This is a genomic window from Mesorhizobium sp. M8A.F.Ca.ET.202.01.1.1 (assembly GCF_004791595.1).
Classification (GTDB): Bacteria; Pseudomonadota; Alphaproteobacteria; order Rhizobiales; family Rhizobiaceae; genus Mesorhizobium.
On record NZ_SRUN01000019.1, the window covers coordinates 56,685 to 73,002 of the forward strand.

General features: G+C 57.8%; 11 protein-coding genes and 2 pseudogenes. 10 read left to right on the top strand and 3 right to left on the bottom strand.

The window, feature by feature from the left end:
* The first annotated feature begins 71 nt into the window (after positions 1–71).
* A complete protein-coding gene (locus EN845_RS30685) occupies positions 72–875 on the top strand; it encodes a hypothetical protein (RefSeq protein WP_024505378.1) in 804 nt (267 codons plus the stop codon).
* Positions 876–1,400: 525 nt separating this feature from the next.
* Here the strand turns inward: EN845_RS30685 and EN845_RS30690 are convergent.
* Positions 1,401–3,515: a hypothetical protein gene (locus EN845_RS30690; protein ID WP_245478250.1), complete on the bottom strand. Its 2,115-nt coding sequence runs from the start codon at positions 3,513–3,515 to the stop codon at positions 1,401–1,403.
* A 1,350-nt stretch (positions 3,516–4,865) separates the two neighbouring features.
* Between EN845_RS30690 and EN845_RS30695 the strand changes: the two genes are divergently transcribed.
* The 6 genes from EN845_RS30695 (at position 4,866) to EN845_RS30720 (ending at position 10,775) form a co-directional block, all read left to right on the top strand.
* Complete coding sequence (locus EN845_RS30695; RefSeq protein ID WP_081714433.1) at positions 4,866–5,195, top strand: hypothetical protein; 330 nt, start codon at positions 4,866–4,868, stop codon at positions 5,193–5,195.
* 72 nt (positions 5,196–5,267) lie between these two features.
* The gene (locus EN845_RS36260) at positions 5,268–5,510 is read left to right on the top strand and encodes a nodulation protein NopA (protein WP_224570034.1); all 243 of its coding nucleotides are present in this window, start codon (positions 5,268–5,270) and stop codon (positions 5,508–5,510) included.
* Positions 5,511–5,627: 117 nt separating this feature from the next.
* Entirely contained in the window at positions 5,628–6,518 is an 891-nt protein-coding gene (locus EN845_RS30705; RefSeq protein ID WP_127310091.1) for a hypothetical protein, read from the top strand.
* Between the two features lie 232 nt (positions 6,519–6,750).
* Positions 6,751–8,814, top strand: a complete 2,064-nt coding sequence (sctV, locus tag EN845_RS30710) for a type III secretion system export apparatus subunit SctV (RefSeq protein ID WP_024505383.1) — start codon at positions 6,751–6,753, stop codon at positions 8,812–8,814.
* Between the two features lie 53 nt (positions 8,815–8,867).
* Positions 8,868–9,410: a tetratricopeptide repeat protein gene (locus EN845_RS30715; protein ID WP_081714429.1), complete on the top strand. Its 543-nt coding sequence runs from the start codon at positions 8,868–8,870 to the stop codon at positions 9,408–9,410.
* An 894-nt stretch (positions 9,411–10,304) separates the two neighbouring features.
* Positions 10,305–10,775 (top strand): MucR family transcriptional regulator, encoded by a 471-nt coding sequence (locus EN845_RS30720; RefSeq protein WP_024505385.1) that lies wholly within the window; start codon positions 10,305–10,307, stop codon positions 10,773–10,775.
* A gap of 228 nt (positions 10,776–11,003) precedes the next feature.
* On the opposite strand, the gene EN845_RS30725 is transcribed toward EN845_RS30720, so the two are convergent.
* The gene (locus EN845_RS30725) at positions 11,004–11,216 is read right to left on the bottom strand and encodes a cold-shock protein (protein ID WP_008874821.1); all 213 of its coding nucleotides are present in this window, start codon (positions 11,214–11,216) and stop codon (positions 11,004–11,006) included.
* A gap of 524 nt (positions 11,217–11,740) precedes the next feature.
* Here EN845_RS30725 and EN845_RS36265 point away from each other — a divergent pair.
* Positions 11,741–11,957: pseudogene (locus EN845_RS36265) on the top strand (transposase); the annotation flags it as partial.
* Positions 11,958–12,751: 794 nt separating this feature from the next.
* Here the strand turns inward: EN845_RS36265 and EN845_RS30730 are convergent.
* The gene (locus tag EN845_RS30730) at positions 12,752–13,873 is read right to left on the bottom strand and encodes a DUF418 domain-containing protein (protein ID WP_127310090.1); all 1,122 of its coding nucleotides are present in this window, start codon (positions 13,871–13,873) and stop codon (positions 12,752–12,754) included.
* 754 nt (positions 13,874–14,627) lie between these two features.
* Between EN845_RS30730 and EN845_RS30735 the strand changes: the two genes are divergently transcribed.
* Positions 14,628–15,086, top strand: a complete 459-nt coding sequence (locus EN845_RS30735; RefSeq protein ID WP_224570033.1) for a response regulator transcription factor — start codon at positions 14,628–14,630, stop codon at positions 15,084–15,086.
* Positions 15,087–15,330: 244 nt separating this feature from the next.
* Positions 15,331–15,763, top strand: a pseudogene (locus tag EN845_RS30740) (helix-turn-helix domain-containing protein); the annotation flags it as partial.
* Positions 15,764–16,318 lie beyond the last annotated feature (555 nt).

The following is a 16,318-nucleotide window of genomic DNA, read 5'->3' on the forward strand; positions in this document are numbered from 1 at the left end:
AACTAAGCGCCCTATGTTGAACAGCCGTGCTAACTTGAGCTCGGTTGCGAAACATAGGAGTACGAATCGTCATGTATGGTCGAATTGGTGGCTCATCCGATAGTTACCGCGCGCATAATGCCGGCGAGCAATCGGATGCAGGAAGCGAAGGGTTCGCGGACACATTTGCCCGAATGCACTTATCCGGATCGGAAGGTAGCGGCGCCTCATCATCGGCGGCTCCCCAAGCATACTCCCTCAATTCCCGACCTCCTGTGGTGGAGATCAACAGGACTTCCTTCAGGAGACAGGTGAGGCAATTTCATGGTGATGAAATCACGCACATCGCCGACAATCCTCAAGAGTATTCGGAGTTCGTATCGTCACGAGCCAGGCGCACCGCGGACGTTGCTCAGCAATATGGCATCCGTCGAGATACGGAGCACGCGCGATATTTCAGTTACCAATTGGGAGACCGGAGTGCCGGACTGCTGAGAATGGAAGGCGGATTCAGCATGAACGAGTTCGAATCGGAAAGTTGGCGGGAACAATTTCCTGGTCGAACTGAGGTCACTTCCATAGTGGATCTTCAAGTCGCCCATCCGCTCGTCGAAAATGCGGGCGATATTCTGCTGGAGCATCAACTTCGGATAGACGGCGACCGACCGTTGCTGAATTGGCGTGCGGCTAATCCGGAAGCACAAGCGCGCGCGCAGACGATGGGGTTTGTTGAAGTGGATCATGGCGACCTGGTGCTTGACCCTACGCAGCATCCCGACAAATGGACGAAGAACAGTGCCGGTGAGTGGCAGCGTGCAGGCAAACCTCCACTCTATCTCCACAAAACCGAGGATAGCGACAGCAGCGATAGCGGGTCCGACGACGATTTCATGTGATTTGTCGACCCGCCGCCGAGCCTTGCAACTGGTGACGGTTGCAAGGCTGTTGGCAGTGAATGCTAATTGTCCGGCGACAGCCCCGCCTTAGCGCCAGCGCCGCCGAGCAATCCAGCCCATCTCCCAGACAATAAACTGCGGATGCGCATCGTGGGTGCTTGCGAGCGGATTGTATTCGGGCCGGAACTCCGCCTCTTGGAACCGAGCTCTCCCGAATCCAATTTTCTCCACCACACCGTTGGGTCGTTGCGATGCGCCGATCCCGATCGGATCGGCTATGCCTGCTCCGCGCTCGCAGGAAGACCTTCCGCCTCGATCTTGGCGGCGCGATCTCGGCGATAAGTTGGATGGGAGGCAAGATACGCCGCCACGTCAACAGCCGGTAACGCGACATCGCAAATCGGCCCTGACGGTAGCCGATCGACTCCAATCGCCGGACCGCAACTCGCGCAGCGGCATTCGCGGTTTGGCCAGGAGAAATGCTCGCTGACTCACAGCGTGGCCGGCCGCATTCTGAGTGCCCTGTCATGCAGCCTGCGCCGACGGGAGCTCGGCACGCGAATGGCGTGGTTGGCGGCCAAGCCCTGAGGTCAACAAGGACTTACAGAAAGCGGGGGTGAGTTTGCCGCGATGAATTATGACCTTCTCGCGACCGGACCTAGCATCGGCTTCCTCTCGCTCTCGATTGTAGCCGCGCTGTTCGTTGGATTTAACGTGGCAAGCGGTGAATTCGGAATCAGCCAGCCCTTCCAAGTTTCTGGCCATGACGGGGCGACTCGTGTGGATGTGCACCCACATCGGGCTCGGCATCGCACCATTGACCAGCATCTTGGGCTGCAGCTTCATCTCAAACAGCTTTCCTGGCTCGCCACGCAGCGCGACCGGTGCCTCCGGCGGCATCAATTCGTCGGCATTGCACAAATGTTCCAGGTATTTTTGCGCCGGAAATGCGTAGGTCTTCATGCAATCAGTCGTAATGCCGGCTTTTCCTTCATTCAATGCGTTGGCCTGTCCCAGCACCATGTTCAGCAACCCTTTGAGCTGGTCTGTGCGTTCGTGCACTTTGGGTAGCTGGGTGGAGGTGAGTAGCAGGCGTACATTACGCCCCTGCAACCCGGCGAGACAGGTTTGCATCTCAATGGCCTGGGCTCGCAGGTACTGGGCCACATCGTCCACGACCTTACCGGCCTCCTCAGGCTTCATCTGGCGCACTTGGGAGACGACGCTTTGCTGACCGGCCAGATCGAACTGCAAAAGTTCGTCCAATCGTTTGAGCCGCTCCGTCAATACCTCCATTGACAACGCGGCGCCCCCGATTGTCGAGCCTGCCCCCGACGAACTCGCAGCCACCTCTTGCGCTCTCACCTGTGTACTCGCAACTTGATCCGAGCGCGCGAGAACCTTGGCTGCTGGCACTGTGCCGGCGTTCGCAGCGACTGGTGTTGATGGCTGCCCGGCGGCAGAAGTCCCGGCGCGAGCTGCCGACTTATGCTTTGACTTCCCTTTCCTTCGCGCTGTAGTGCCTTCTGACACTGCAGCCGTACCAGCAGTGTCAGCCGGTATCGCAGCGCCTGCCCTGGCCGGCATCGCAGCGCCCGCCTGGGCCTGTGGCGCCATGATGGCTGACGGCGGAGACTGCAGGTTCAACAAGTGCATGGCATCGTGCGCAGTGATCCATGCATCGTCCACGATCCGTTCGAACAGTTTCAATGGGAGGCCGGCATCTGGGTAGGTATGGCTTAGCTTGGTATGCACCTCGTGCAACGCCAATCCAAAATCCGAAAGCCGCTCCATGATTTTTTCTACAACCGCGCAATCATGAGCGTTGAGTGTTTTGCCATCATCCATTATGCCCTTCGCCAAAGAGAGGGCGCGAAGAGCTTCTTGAGCGGCGCTTGCCATCAGCTGCACCACTCCATTTCGACCGACGAGGAGTTCCTTCAAATCTGGCTCGAACCTGCTCGCCCGCAGTTCAATCTTGGCCCGCGCAAGACCGATCCGCTCACGGACCAGCCAGATCCTGACACTCAGTACCGAGCCGGCACGCAGCCGCAGTGCGCACCGCTCGGCTTCCCGCATCACGGGCGTTCCACTGGATAGGCTAGCGGTGGCAGCGCAGGCGGATCGCTGCCGTTCGGAGCGCCATGCCTTTTTTTCCCACCACTTAATTGCCGCCGTATGGTGGTTCTCCACATTTAAAATCAACAGCTCCTGCCGGTCCGCCTGGGAGTAGGAGTAGAGTTTATCGACCATACCTGCCGCTTTCTTGGTCTTTTTGTCCAATTTCGTGATCGTCGACAGGCCAAGTTGGTCTACTTCATTCGCGGCGTCGCACACGATCTGGCAACATCTACGCACCTTGTCGTCTGGCATAATTGTCTGCGCCTCAGCCGCAGGCAGGCTAGCGCGGTACTCCAGAATTGCTGAGGCTGCATCGACGACCCGACTGATCAGCTCCACCGCCTCCTCGGGGACGTCGGTTTTCCTGGCCGCAGCCTCGCAATCAGTCAGTTGTTGAACAAGACTGTTCATTCTGAGCTGTGTCGGACTGATATCTTCATTTGACGATGAGCTGGTGCCTTCCACCTGCGCGGTTGATAGTTGGCTACCGACCGGCGCCATGGCTTCGCCCTCAGACATGGAGGGAGAACCGCGCCGCCTTGCGGCTGCGCCACGTGGCGCTACGGTTCCGCGTGGTGGCGCAGCGGCTCCACGTCGCGGTGTGTTCAGGATTTGATCTTCGCCAATCGAGGCGCCTGGCAGACTTTCGCGGGCATCGCCTGGACCGCGCGCAACTGGAAGGGAGGAGGGCCTCCTATCGGCGTCCCCAGAGCGCATCTGCTCCACAACGGAATCGAATGACTGTCCACCTTCTCCCGCAGCAAGACTTGATTGCGAAAGGGAACTGCTCGCCCGCCCCGCGCGGCTGGCTCCAGTTTCAGCCTGCGATTTCCGTGGTCGGCCAATGCCCTTCATATTGCGTCTCCGTAGTAGGCGAGAATGTGCTGCTATTGTGCTGGCGGCTGACGAGACCAGCGGCATCTTTCGGTTAACGTCACGGTCAGCCAGACCCGCGACGGCGTAATGTTCCCGCCAAAGTGCTTCTCAGTAGCAGGCCAAGATTGGCCCGAGCTCACAGGACTTTCGCAACGTTGCCATCGATGTCCTGAGATTATCAGCGCTTCAGTCCGCCGATTTCCAGGAACAGCGAATGAAATCAGACCAACTCGGCTAGCTCCCCTTCCTAGACACGTGCCTGACGATTTTATTGATGCGTCACTCCTCTCGTTCGCCACCGACAAAGTCACACATTTGCTTCAGAGAAGCGTGTGCGTTGCGTATCGCGCGGGAAACCATTTCGATCTATAGTTACAAAAAGTGTCGAGACGGGACCTTTGGATCCGAAGGTCAGGCACGGCCGGCCTAGATAGACCGCTTGGCTGACGATTAGCTGACGATGGGAGTTCTCACGAACAGGGCAAGAAAATCCGACCGCTTCAAGCTTTCGATATGGTGAGAAGAGGATCCGCACCGGCCTCCCAAAGCCGGCAGACCATCCCATGTTCGTACGGTCGCCGACCTTCTCGAGGCCAATGAGCTCACCGCGCCGGGCCGTGATGTGCAGGCGAGAGAATGGTGATGCAAAGACCGAGTTCCTGCTCGTTGCGTGCGCCCGTGGAGCCAGCAAGAATACGGTCATTGCGGTCATGCAGCACGTGGACCGTGTCTCCTGTTCGACACCACAGCATCGAGATGCAAACCAGCTGCTGCGGCTGCCATTCGGTCGCGGCATGCGTGGACGGCGGGATTGGCCGAACAGCCGAGATCGTGGTCGACTGTTCGATGCGAGAGCAACATCCTGCAGAGCATACGTTTTTGCGCTGGCCGGTTTTTGTCAAAAGCCGTCAGGTTCTCGAAAGCTCCCGCCCTTAGCTTGATCGAGGTTAACCTTTAACACGTCGCCGCCAATGGCAAATGCCGGAGTACCTGATGATAGCAGCAATTGGGAGTGGAGTTGGCAACCTCGGGACTTCCTTGATCCGAAAGGGCCATGGGGATTCGAAATCCGAGCATTCTGGTGATGGCAAGCCGGCTGATGGCAATGATGGCAAGCCAGCTGGTGGGAATGATGGCAAGGCAGCTGGCGGGAACGATCGGGCGGATAACCGGACCGTTTCAAATGATCAACTTCAAGACAACTCACAGTCTGCAGCACAAAGTGAAGCCTTCCAAAGTATCCTGCGATCGTTCGCGTTCCAATTCGCGAACGATGCGATGGCTGAGGCCGATGAAGCTTTGGATGACACAGAAGATGCCTGACGCGGGAAAATCCGGCGTGAGGTCATACAGGCCGTTATTGACGGCACAACTCCAACAGAAAAAGGAATGATCATGGCTGCAGTTGATAATAATAAAAAATCAGGCAATACCAATACCAGTAGCGCCGGCAATACCGATAAAACTAACAGTGGCACTCCCGGCAATACAAGCGGAGCTGATGCTACTGCTTTTCAGGCGCAAGTGCAGGAACTAACCAATGTTAGCTTGGAGGCGACGAAAAGGAGTGTCCAGTTGCGCACTCTAACGACCAATCTCCAGACCATCAAGAAGGCCGCCGACGAACGCGTTTCGTAATGTCGGAGGCGGGTTTTAGGCTGCCCCTTAGCGCGTCTCCTTATTGACGCGACGTAGTCCCGAAATGAGCCGCATGGCAATTGCCATGCGGCTTCTATCCTGTTTGAGAGATGCTCTGTGGATGACGCCGTTTCCCTCCGTTTCGAAGTGCGTTCGGGGCACTATTGCGGTCTGACCGGCAAGACGGATCTTCAAAAGTGTTTAATCGGCAGCGGCTTCGATGCCGATTTGGTCTTTGTCGAGCAGGGACTGGCACCGCATCACCTTCGTGTAACTCTTCTTGGCAAGTCGATCGAACTGGAGGCGCTTGCACCCGGAATCAGTATCGAGGGCAACCGGAATATGGCCGCAGGCCAGTCCGTTGTTGTGCCCCTTCCTGTCGTCCTGCTCGTAGGCGAGATGTCCATTGCTTTGTCCGTGCAGGATGCAGAGCCGCCTGGTTCGACCGGCATACCGCGCCTACCGATCGGTGTGCTCGCCATGGTCATAATCAGCTCACTCGGGATCGGCGCGCTTTCAGGCACGATCTCCTATCTTGGCAATGCAAGTGGATCGAGCCCCAATTCACTTCGGGCTGAAGTCGCGTCCAGAACGATCAGTCACCGCGCTGACAATGAACTTACGGAGGCAGCGGCCCAAGAGCTGCAGGAGGAAGTCGATCGAGCGGGTCTTCTCGACGTCAAGATTGGGTCGGCAAAGGGTGTTGTGACCGCCGAAGGCACCGTCACGTCTGAATCGGTCATCAGCTGGCAGAAGCTTCAGCAATCGTTCGATCGTCGCACCAAGGGTACTCTAACACTGGTGAACGGAGTGCTCATCAAAGAGGAGAAGGCGCCATCCGCAATCGCGGTCGAAGCTGTGTGGCATGGGGTCCAACCATATATTGTCATCGACAGCGAGAAGTATTTTGTCGGCGCCATTTTGGCTGATGGATGGGTGGTCGAACGTATTGAGGACAGCCGTGTGCTGCTGAGCAGGAATGGCCGCATTGCTGCTCTCCAATATTGAAAGCTCGCAGGCCCCATCAAGCAGCACTCTATGGCCAGCCAAACATCCTGCCGCGCTCGGTGCTGACAAGCTGGCTGCGTTGGAAACATTTGCTGCCCAGCCATTTCGCGCCTGCTTGTGGCTCTCATGCAGGGTCACGCGCTGGCCAAGGCTGAGGCGCCTTCGGAGTTCGAAAGCCACGTTTCATGGCGTAACAGCAGAGTAAGTCTCAACCGATTGCAAAGGTGTCTCGATGGCCAACGTCCTGCGTGACTTCATCAAGCGTGCGCCGGCCAGCCCGGATTTAATGGTTGCGTTGATGCTGCTTCTGGCTGTCGCGATGATGGTCATGCCTATCCCGGTCGTGGTGGTCGACGCCCTGATAGGATTCAATATGGGGTTGGCCATACTGCTGATGATGGTTGCCCTGTATGTCAGTACTCCACTTGATTTTTCCTCTTTGCCCGGCGTTATTTTGATTTCCACTGTATTCCGTCTCGCGCTCACGGTCGCAACGACGCGACTGATTCTGGCCGAGGGGGAGGCCGGCAGCATTATTCATACTTTTGGCGATTTCGTCATTTCAGGCAATATCGTGGTGGGTTTCGTCATATTTCTGGTCGTCACCATGGTGCAATTCATGGTCCTCGCGAAGGGTGCCGAACGGGTGGCAGAAGTGGCGGCGCGTTTCACGCTGGATGCTCTGCCGGGCAAGCAAATGGCGGTCGACGCAGAGCTACGCAACGGCCACATCGATGCCAACGAATCCCGCCGGCGGCGCGCCGAATTGGAGAAGGAAAGCCAACTCTATGGCGCGATGGACGGCGCGATGAAATTTGTGAAGGGCGATTCCATCGCCGGGCTGGTGGTTATCTGCATCAACATGCTGGGTGGAATTTCGATCGGCCTGCTCTCCAAGGGCATGTCCTTCGGCGAGGTACTGCATCACTACACTCTGCTGACGATAGGCGATGCATTGATATCGCAGATTCCGGCCCTTCTGCTCTCCATTACTGCGGCGACCATCGTCACCCGTGTGACTGGGACGGCGAGGATCAACCTCGGTACAGAAATGGTCAGTCAGCTCACGGCCAGCACTCGAGCCTTGCGACTGGCGGCCGGCGTCCTGGTTGTAATGGGGTTCGTTCCTGGGTTTCCCCTCCCCGTCTTTCTGATGCTGGCCGCAGTGTTCGCTGCGGTAAGCATTGTCAAGGCTGATGTGCTGGGCGCCGGCACTGCCGATGCGAAAGGTGGAACTGCAGCGGAGCCTAAGCAAGCCGCGCCTGCGAAGGAATTCCCGATCGCATTTTTTCTAGCGCCAGATCTTATGCAGGCGGTCGATCAAGCCGAATTGCAAAAACATATTGGGCGCGTTTCGCTCCTGGTCACAGCCGATCTGGGCATTATCGTTCCTCGCATCCCTGTCTTGGTTGACGAGCAGCTGCCTGAATCGCAATTCCGAATTGATGTCGAGGGCGTGCCAGTCGAACAGGACGCCTTAGATCCAAACCAGATGGCGCTCCGAGCCGATGTAGCGCACGTCGACTCGAGCGGTGTCCCCCTTAGACGTGAGCCGAAAACGGACACACTCCCGGTTGAACATACCCCTGCAAAGGCCCTTACGGGCGCCGGCACGGAGCATAGGGCTCCCGGCGAACTCCTCGCCTTGCGCGTCCATGCAGCGTTGACCCGCTACGCACCGCGATTGGTGGGCATCCAAGAGACCCGACATTTCCTGGGCCGAATGGAGCAGGAATATTCTGAGCTTGTGAAAGAGGTGCTACGCACGACGCCGATTCCTCGGATTGCCGATGTTCTGCGCCGCCTCCTGGAGGAAGGTATCCCAATCCGCCACACCCGTCTCGTGTTGGAGGCATTGGCCGAATGGAGCGAGCGTGAGCAGAACGTTGCCCTGCTGACGGAATATGTCCGTTCTGGTTTGAAGCGACAGATCTGCCACCGCCATGCCAACACGGAGGGCATCGTGTCCGCCCTGGTCGTCGAGCGCGAGAGCGAGGATGTGATGCGTGGCGCGGTTCGAGATTCGGATGCAGGCCCCTATCTCGCACTGGAGGATCGGCAAAGCGAAGCGATGCTATCACAGATACGTCAGGTCCTTTCGAACGCAGAACCGGGTCAAACCCGCCCTATTCTGTTGACGTCGATGGATGTCCGACGTTTCGTCCGCGGCTTTCTGACGCGAAACGGGGTTGATCTCGCCGTGCTGTCTTATCAAGACCTCGCCTCCGACTTTACAATTCGCCCCGCAGGATCCGTCACACTCCCGCACGGATCGAACAGCGGATTGTTAGAGTAGTCCCACCTTTCCTAACTGAACGCCACGCGCCTCCCCGATAACTGAGAGATAACATGAATAGTAATACAGTTTCTCCATCGCCTATGTTTCTGCGCCGGAACTCACTTCTTTTTGCCGTACTCGCCATTCTGCCTTTGGGCGGTTGCGCCAGCTGGCAAAAGCCGGCTCTTTCCGTGCAGGAGACATCTTCCCCCGAGTTGCTCAGCGCCGATCAAATCGATCCGGCTATGCGCGAACGCATTTTGCGCGAAGTTGGTCAGGATGTTCAAGAGCGGGCTTTGCGGGATGAGGTGAAGCAGCACCCGGACAATGTTGATGCGGCGATACGACTTACAAATGCCTTGGTGGGCCAGAAGCGCCCGCACGAAGCGGTTGAGGTGCTCGACAGCGTCTTGGTTGCAGCCCCAGGAAACGTACGTGCATTGAATGCGAAGGGCGTGATTTTGGACATTGAGGGGCGGCATGACGCGGCACAGGCCCTGTATCGGCGAGCTCTCGAAAACGAGCCAGGCAATCAGATGGTGCAGCATAACTTCAATCTGTCGCTTGCCTTTAACGGCAAGTCCAAACAACCAAGGTTAGCACGATCGCAATAGGTGGGCACAGTGCATGCGCAGCCTGTTCCCCGGCTCGAACACGCGCTCGGCTCCCATCATAGATGGCCCCCTGAAGAGAGCCATATCTATGCAAAACAGTTGCTCCAGATCTGGCCGGCAGAGATCGGCAGGAGAGCCGGATGACATCACGCGGCCACCCGCAAGGCCACCCGCCTCGCTTCGTTGCCAGAGCGCCCTCTCCCTCGCCGGTCACCGTCTCGCAATGCGGCGACCTGGCTTAAGGCGGTCGACCGAGCGCCCGATGCAGTAGCCATGAATACGTAACGCAGCGATGGACCCGCCGGATCGTGTCGCGCTTGTGCTGGCCGTCCCTGCCATTACAGCACGGTGATTGTAGCTGGATCCTATTCTAGAGGCATCGATGGTGTGGATGCCTTCGATCCAAACAATCGATTTGTTGAATTCGTCCGCCTGAGGAAATTAGCTGCGGCGATCCGACTTCCGACGCCTGCAGGCGCAAAACCAACAGCGTGAGCGCTGCGGGTCCGGAGGCAGGCTGCAAAGTGCAATCACCAGCGCTGATAAGCGGCAAGTGAAGAATGTATCGCTCGGGCGACTCCTGTGTTGTGCACGGTTGCCCCGCGAGGTGAACTGTAGCAGCTTGGCAGCTCAGCGTTCACGAAAGGAGAAAAGATTTGGGGCCAAGCAAAGACCGGCTTTTTTGATTGTCTTGCTGTATCGCTATGGTGGGGCGGGCGCGACCGCTCCCATAATTCAATACGCTGCCTTTAGCGATGGACGATGACGGGATGCGTCGCCGAGACTTCAATGGTGGAGGAGCAGCGCACCCGTCGATCCATTTGCTTTCAGCGGCAACCGCCACTATGAAGCGACACTTCGCCCAACTGTGTTTCAAGCTGCCCGGAGAAGTTTATGACAGAAGAACCCCACAAGACCGACATCCTCATCGAGCTCACTGCCGATGTTGTATCAGCCTACGTCTCCAACAACCCCGTCCCGGCGGGGGAGCTTCCTGCCCTGATCGCCCAAGTGCACGGGGCTCTAAACGGCACGGCTGGACTCATACCGGCAGAAGAGCCTGTGCCTGTAAAAAAACCTGCTGTCCCGATCAAAAAGTCGATCGAACCGGACTACATCATTAGCCTTGAAGACGGCAAGAAATTCAAATCGCTAAAGCGCCATCTGGCGACGCACTATGGTCTGACCCCAGACGAATATCGCGCCAAATGGGGTCTGCCGTCGGATTATCCCATGGTGGCGCCGAATTACGCCGCTGCGCGCTCCGCCTTGGCCAAGACCATGGGACTCGGCCGCAAACCGAAAGAGCCGGAAGCCCCAGCCACGGCGCCGGCGAAACGGACCCGCAAGAAGGTCGCAGCCTAAATCCGTATCAACAGTCGTTCGGACGCGCAGCAGCCGTTGGCCCAATCTGCGCGGAATCAAAGGGCGGGGATGAGCCCCGCCTTTCCCGTCCAAGAGCCTCATTTCCAGAGTAATTCATGATGGCTCCAGCAATCCCTGCCGCGGCATTAACTTGCATGCTCCGGCCCGGGTTTCGAGCCGTCAATGCGTTCCGGCGATGACGAACCTTGCCAAGGCTTTCCCGGACCGTTAGCCAGCCTTGCTGAGGCTGCCTGCAGAGGACTTTCCCGTGCGGCGATCCTGTTCCACCTCGTAGTTGATCTTCTGGCCCTCATTAAGGGTCGACAGGCCCGCTCGTTCAACAGCGGAAATGTGGACAAAGACATCCTGACCGCCGTTGTCAGGCTGAATAAAACCAAAACCCTTCGTGCTGTTGAACCACTTCACCGTTCCAGTCGCCATATCCATTCCTTTGTAATAAGTCGCAACTTAGGCAGGCCATTCACGCCAGCCTGATTTGTACACGAGACTTTAGGCGCATCAAAATCGGAAAATTGCAAGGCCCACTCGATCGCCTGATCTCCAGCAGCAACTGCAACATATGCGAGGCGCGTGCCAGACGAGGCGTATGCCAGACGTTTCGTCGTGCGCTGTCGCTCGAACGTTGACAGAAACAATGACACACCTTGCAAACTCGGCACATCTTGTGGACGTGCTCGGGTCGCTTCTCGACTGCGATACCCGCTCCTGACCGGGTATCGTCGGCCAAAATGAGGGTTTTTGTCATGTGCCGCCAGACCGAAAGATCAGGCGCGCAGCGACCTGCACATTCAAACCGGAACCCGCGAACCTCGATTAGCTTCTGCCTGCTCCGAAGGGCGGTAGCCTGCTCTGAGGCGGGCCACTGTCGGGTTGAAAACCAACTGTCGGGTTCGGAACCCCAGATTGTCGGCAAGGTACGCGCCGCCCACTGGTTGGCCAAAGGGCACTGGCTCCTGATCCTGCCGCCATGCTCGCCCGATCTCAACCCGATCAAGACAGGTCTGCTCAAAACTCAAGGCGCGGCTGCGGAAGAAGGCGGCCAAAACTTTCGACGCTCTCTGCGGAACTCTCGGCGATATCTGCCAGCTGCTGGAGCCAAATCAAAAACCATTAATTGCGACAGGTGATTTTATGACATTCATTGCGAAGAGGCCAGAATGAACAGCGGAAGAGAGTAGCAGCTCTCTGGTCGCGGCGAGGTGGATCGTCGACACGATCGGCACCTGGCCCGTGCGGGGATCGCACCGCAGCCAGCACCAGAGCCAGACCTTGACCGCTTGCCTTGCTCAGGCGCCACAACAACGAGTGGCTGGAAGCAGATCCACGTGAACTCAGCGATATCGATCAGACGATGCTTACCCTCATGAAAGCCGATCCCGACGCTGTCCAGCGCCGCGAAATCCTGACCAGCATATGGCGCATCGGATGCCACCGCCTGCACACTCACCATCGACATGCCGGAACTCGGAACCAAAGGCCGCAAGCCTCGCCGGCCTCGGCAAAATGGAGCGGCCGCGCCTGGGCGGCCGGGCCAATGTTCGCCAGGCCCTCTACATGCCCGGCCCTTCGCCCTGCGCTTCAACCCCGACCTCAAGGCAAAATACCAGGCGCTAAAGGCGGCAGGCAAACCCGCAAAGGTCATCATCTTGTTGCGAAAGCTCCTCATCCTAGCAAACGCTCTCCTCAAGGCGCAGCGAAAATGGCCCCTAAAACCCTTGACCGAAACGGATACCTTAGCCTTTCAGGTGAGGCGGGCCGAGATAGACCAACCGCGGGTTTAACTTCGCGAGTTTAAGCTGATTATGCCGATGCAACTCTAGCGCCTGCGCGACCGTTTTAGCTTCCATCAACAAGGCGGCAGGGTGGGAGGAAGTACCCTCCCCTGCCGCGAACAAGCTTTGGACAAAGCCCCACCTTGTCCGTAATGTGATCGGGAGGCCGGGGCGCGGCGGTGCTCAGCGGATGTGACGCGCGAGATCTGCGACCCTACCCATCAGCACTTCCATCGGTCCTCGCTGGAAGACGCGCAGCCAAAGCACCGCAAAAGTGCTGATAACCACAACGAAGCCAAAGAGCGTGGACAGGCTCTCGTCTTTGAAAATGTTTATCTTCATAAGATAGGCTATTCCCGCAATGTGCAGCACATAGGCCGTCAAAGACATCGAGCCGACTGCGATTATTGGCCAGACCAGCTTTCGCAGACGCGGGAGCGCATCCACAGCGAGCATGCAAGCCGCCAAGATGATCATTGCGCAACCGGTGCTGCCCACGATCGAAAGCGTCGTTTCGCTATGAGGTGCGGCTATCCATGACGACTTGACTATAAATGACGACTTGGAAGGCTCAAAAGCGCCGTCAACGTCAGACCACCACAAGGAGGTTTCAGTCAAAGCGCGGGAACTCAGCGCGAGCAAGGATCCCCCATGGCCCAACACGGCCAGCGCGACCCCCGCCAGACCAAGGCGCCAATGCGCTGCTAGCGTATTAAGATTAAGGCGCGCGATGGCCATGCCAGCGATGAGGAAAGGAACCCAGGTCACCGCGGGATAGTAGCCGTTGACCATGAGGTGGAAGACCGGGTCGAGGAGGTTGGGGGCAACCGACAGAAGGGAGGAACGGACTTGCGGGAGAACTAATGCCGTAGCGGCAGCGATCAAGCCCAGCTGATATGCGCTGAGCCGATGGAGCGGCAATACCAACAAGAAGCAAATTCCGTAGTATTCTAGGATGACTTCGACCTGGGTACCGAGGCAGCCCAGGATTGAGCCAAGCGCGAGCAAAACAAGGGCACGAATTGCGACTCTGGCGATGGCCTGTCTACCGGCTATCCCCGACTTCGGCGCCTTGCGACCTGTAATCAGGAGGATTGAAAAACCGGCCAATACGGCAAACAGGGCCGACGGCCGCCCATGGGTTAGTTCCATCAGAAACCCGACTAGTCCTCCTTCGCCGGGGTCGGGACCGAGATGGGCGGCATACATCCCGAAGACAGCCAGGCCCCGAGCGAGGTCGATGCCGACCAGCCGATCTACTACCGACCCATTCCTAGCGTCGGCAACCGGTGCCTTCATTACCATGGTAGATTCCCTTGCTGGGTGTGTGGATCGCGGGAGCCGCGATAGGAGAGCCGGTCGGCTGCTGCCGTCGCCTCGTGAAAGGGTTCAAAACATCGCGCCATCTGGCGCATCGAGCCGGCGACAGAGCTGTTCAGCCATTAGCCTGGGGTAAGAACAACAGATCGGCTCACAAAGCCTGTGTCACGGACCTGAAAAGTGGTGTCGCGGAACCGTCGTTTTTTGCATGATGGCTAAGCCGAGAGATCCACTGCACCGACGAGAGACTCAGCGACGTTAGATATCCGATCAGTACGCCGCGGCTCCGCCGGTGACGATCACCCCGGGTGTCAAGGCCAGGGCGTAAACCTGCCATAATCTGTGGTAGTGCGCCCGCGACCAATCCGTTCGACAAAGCTCGGCGCATGGTCGAGCCAATCATATTCTTCCATGTGGCTGTTGCCTGAAAAACCGAAGACGCCGTTCGCTGGTCCAGCTGTTCCAGACCTCGGCCTGCGTCGGTCATTAGAACCGGCGCGCCTGTTTCCCAAATCAATTTGCTGATGCAGCCGCCGGGGGTCACATTGAGCAAAAGTGCCGAGGTCAGGACGGGTTTCATAGGGGCTCTTCGTTTGGCTTTGTTAACGACCCCTTTCTTGCAAGTTGTAGCTGACAGCAGCCTGAAAGCTCCCCAAATAATTCGCTGCCGCCGGTTCAGCCTATTGTCAGCTTCGACCAATAAGATGGGAGCCTTGCCCTCATACCGGAGCTCGGCAGCATGATGCGAATACTGCTCACTGAAGACGATAAGGACCTTGGAAGTGCTATGCACGATCATTTGGTGGCTGGTGGCCACGCGGTCGACTGGGCCAAGAACCTGTCCGAAGCGCGCGATTATGCAGCTGTGGTCGGCTACGACCTTATTTTGCTCGACGTTCACCTGCCGGACGGCAATGGGATCGACTATCTGCGGGAGCTGATCAAGGAACTTGAATCGGCACCGGTCATCATTCTGACAGCCTGCGATCGGATTTCGCATCGCATCGAGGGCTTCAACGCTGGAGCCGACGACTATTTGGTCAAGCCGTTCGATCTGGGGGAACTCTCAGCGCGTATCCATGCAGTGGCACGTCGCCATGGGCATTTTCCGGAGCCGCAATTTTCGGTTGGGACGCTTTCCATACAGGCAGCCGAGCGACGCCTCTTCCGCGACGGGCAGGAGGTCTACCTGACTTGACGCGGATGGGCGGTGCTCGACTACCGTCTGCCCCAGCCCTGCACGGTCGTTTCAAAAGGGAAGATCGTGGACGCGCTTTTCGGCAGACGGCGCTGATTCATACTCTAAAAGAAAATTCGGCTTCCAGTTGCCTTGGCCATGACTGCCCTTCCCGAGAGATGGGTGACAGTTCATTCCGGATAGATGGGTTACACTTTCGGCCCTTTGCAAGGAGAGCAAGGTGCCTTGGAAGGAGTGTAACGTCATGGAAGAGCGGCTGAAGTTCGTCGCCCGGCTGCTGGACGGCGAGAAGATGGCGGTGCTTTGCCGGGAGTTCGATATCTCGCGCAAGACCGGCTACAAGATCCTCACGCGCTACAACGACAGCGGCCTGGAGGGGCTGACGGACCGATCGCGGCGGCCCTATCGCCACGCCAATCAGCTTCCGTTTCAAATCGAGAAGCTGATTGTGCGCCTCAAGCAAGACAAGCCGACATGGGGTGCGCCGAAGATACGCGAGCGGCTGGCCCGGCTGTATCCGGATGTGCACCGGCCCGCGATCTCGACCGTGCATGCCGTGCTCGACCGCCGGCATGGTCGAGCGCCGCAAGCGCAGGCGCAACAGGGCGACGGGGACACCACTTTCAAACGGCTGTCGCCCTAACGATCTTTGGTGTGCCGACTACAAGGGCGAGTTCGGCAGAGAACACGGCCGGGACAGGGGATCACAAACACTTGACCGTTCCAGACCCTGGCAGTGGCGCATCGATTGACCGTTGGCTCTGTTCGTGGGCACCGAAAATAGGGCCTTCTTGGTCCTCGGCAGAGAATATGGCCCGGACGGGGGATAACAAACACTTGACCGTTCCAGACTCTGGCAGTGGCGCATCGATTGACCGTCGACTCTGTTCGCGAGCGCCGAAAATACGGACGACCCCTATGGTCAAAGTGCACTTCTGACCTGCTAGGCACTGTTCGATAACTGGAGGCACCCGCTACGGTGCCCTCGTATTTAAGACACCTGTCAGTTTCAAGCCTGGACATTGACGCGTGGCGCGGCTGCCATTCGTTGACCGCCACGTCGAATTGCCCGCCAACCAGTGTACAGCCGCCGGTGGTCACATTGAGCAAAAGTGCCGAGATCAGGAGGGGTTTCATAAGGCCTCTTCGTTTGGCTTTGTTAACGACCCCTTTCTTGCAATTGTAGCTGACAGCAGCCTGAAAGCCCCCAGATATTCGCTGGCGCCGGTTCA

Excerpts from the sequence above, each read along its gene's own strand:
- EN845_RS36260 (WP_224570034.1), top strand. The coding sequence starts at position 5,268 with ATGGCTGCAGTTGATAATAATAAAAAATCAGGCAATACCAATACCAGT.
- EN845_RS30725 (WP_008874821.1), bottom strand. The coding sequence starts at position 11,216 with ATGGCGACTGGAACGGTGAAGTGGTTCAACAGCACGAAGGGTTTTGGT.
- EN845_RS30715 (WP_081714429.1), top strand. The coding sequence starts at position 8,868 with ATGAATAGTAATACAGTTTCTCCATCGCCTATGTTTCTGCGCCGGAAC.
- EN845_RS30730 (WP_127310090.1), bottom strand. The coding sequence starts at position 13,873 with ATGGTAATGAAGGCACCGGTTGCCGACGCTAGGAATGGGTCGGTAGTA.
- EN845_RS30685 (WP_024505378.1), top strand. The coding sequence starts at position 72 with ATGTATGGTCGAATTGGTGGCTCATCCGATAGTTACCGCGCGCATAAT.
- EN845_RS30720 (WP_024505385.1), top strand. The coding sequence starts at position 10,305 with ATGACAGAAGAACCCCACAAGACCGACATCCTCATCGAGCTCACTGCC.
- EN845_RS30690 (WP_245478250.1), bottom strand. The coding sequence starts at position 3,515 with ATGTCTGAGGGCGAAGCCATGGCGCCGGTCGGTAGCCAACTATCAACC.
- sctV (WP_024505383.1), top strand. The coding sequence starts at position 6,751 with ATGGCCAACGTCCTGCGTGACTTCATCAAGCGTGCGCCGGCCAGCCCG.
- EN845_RS30735 (WP_224570033.1), top strand. The coding sequence starts at position 14,628 with ATGATGCGAATACTGCTCACTGAAGACGATAAGGACCTTGGAAGTGCT.
- EN845_RS30695 (WP_081714433.1), top strand. The coding sequence starts at position 4,866 with ATGATAGCAGCAATTGGGAGTGGAGTTGGCAACCTCGGGACTTCCTTG.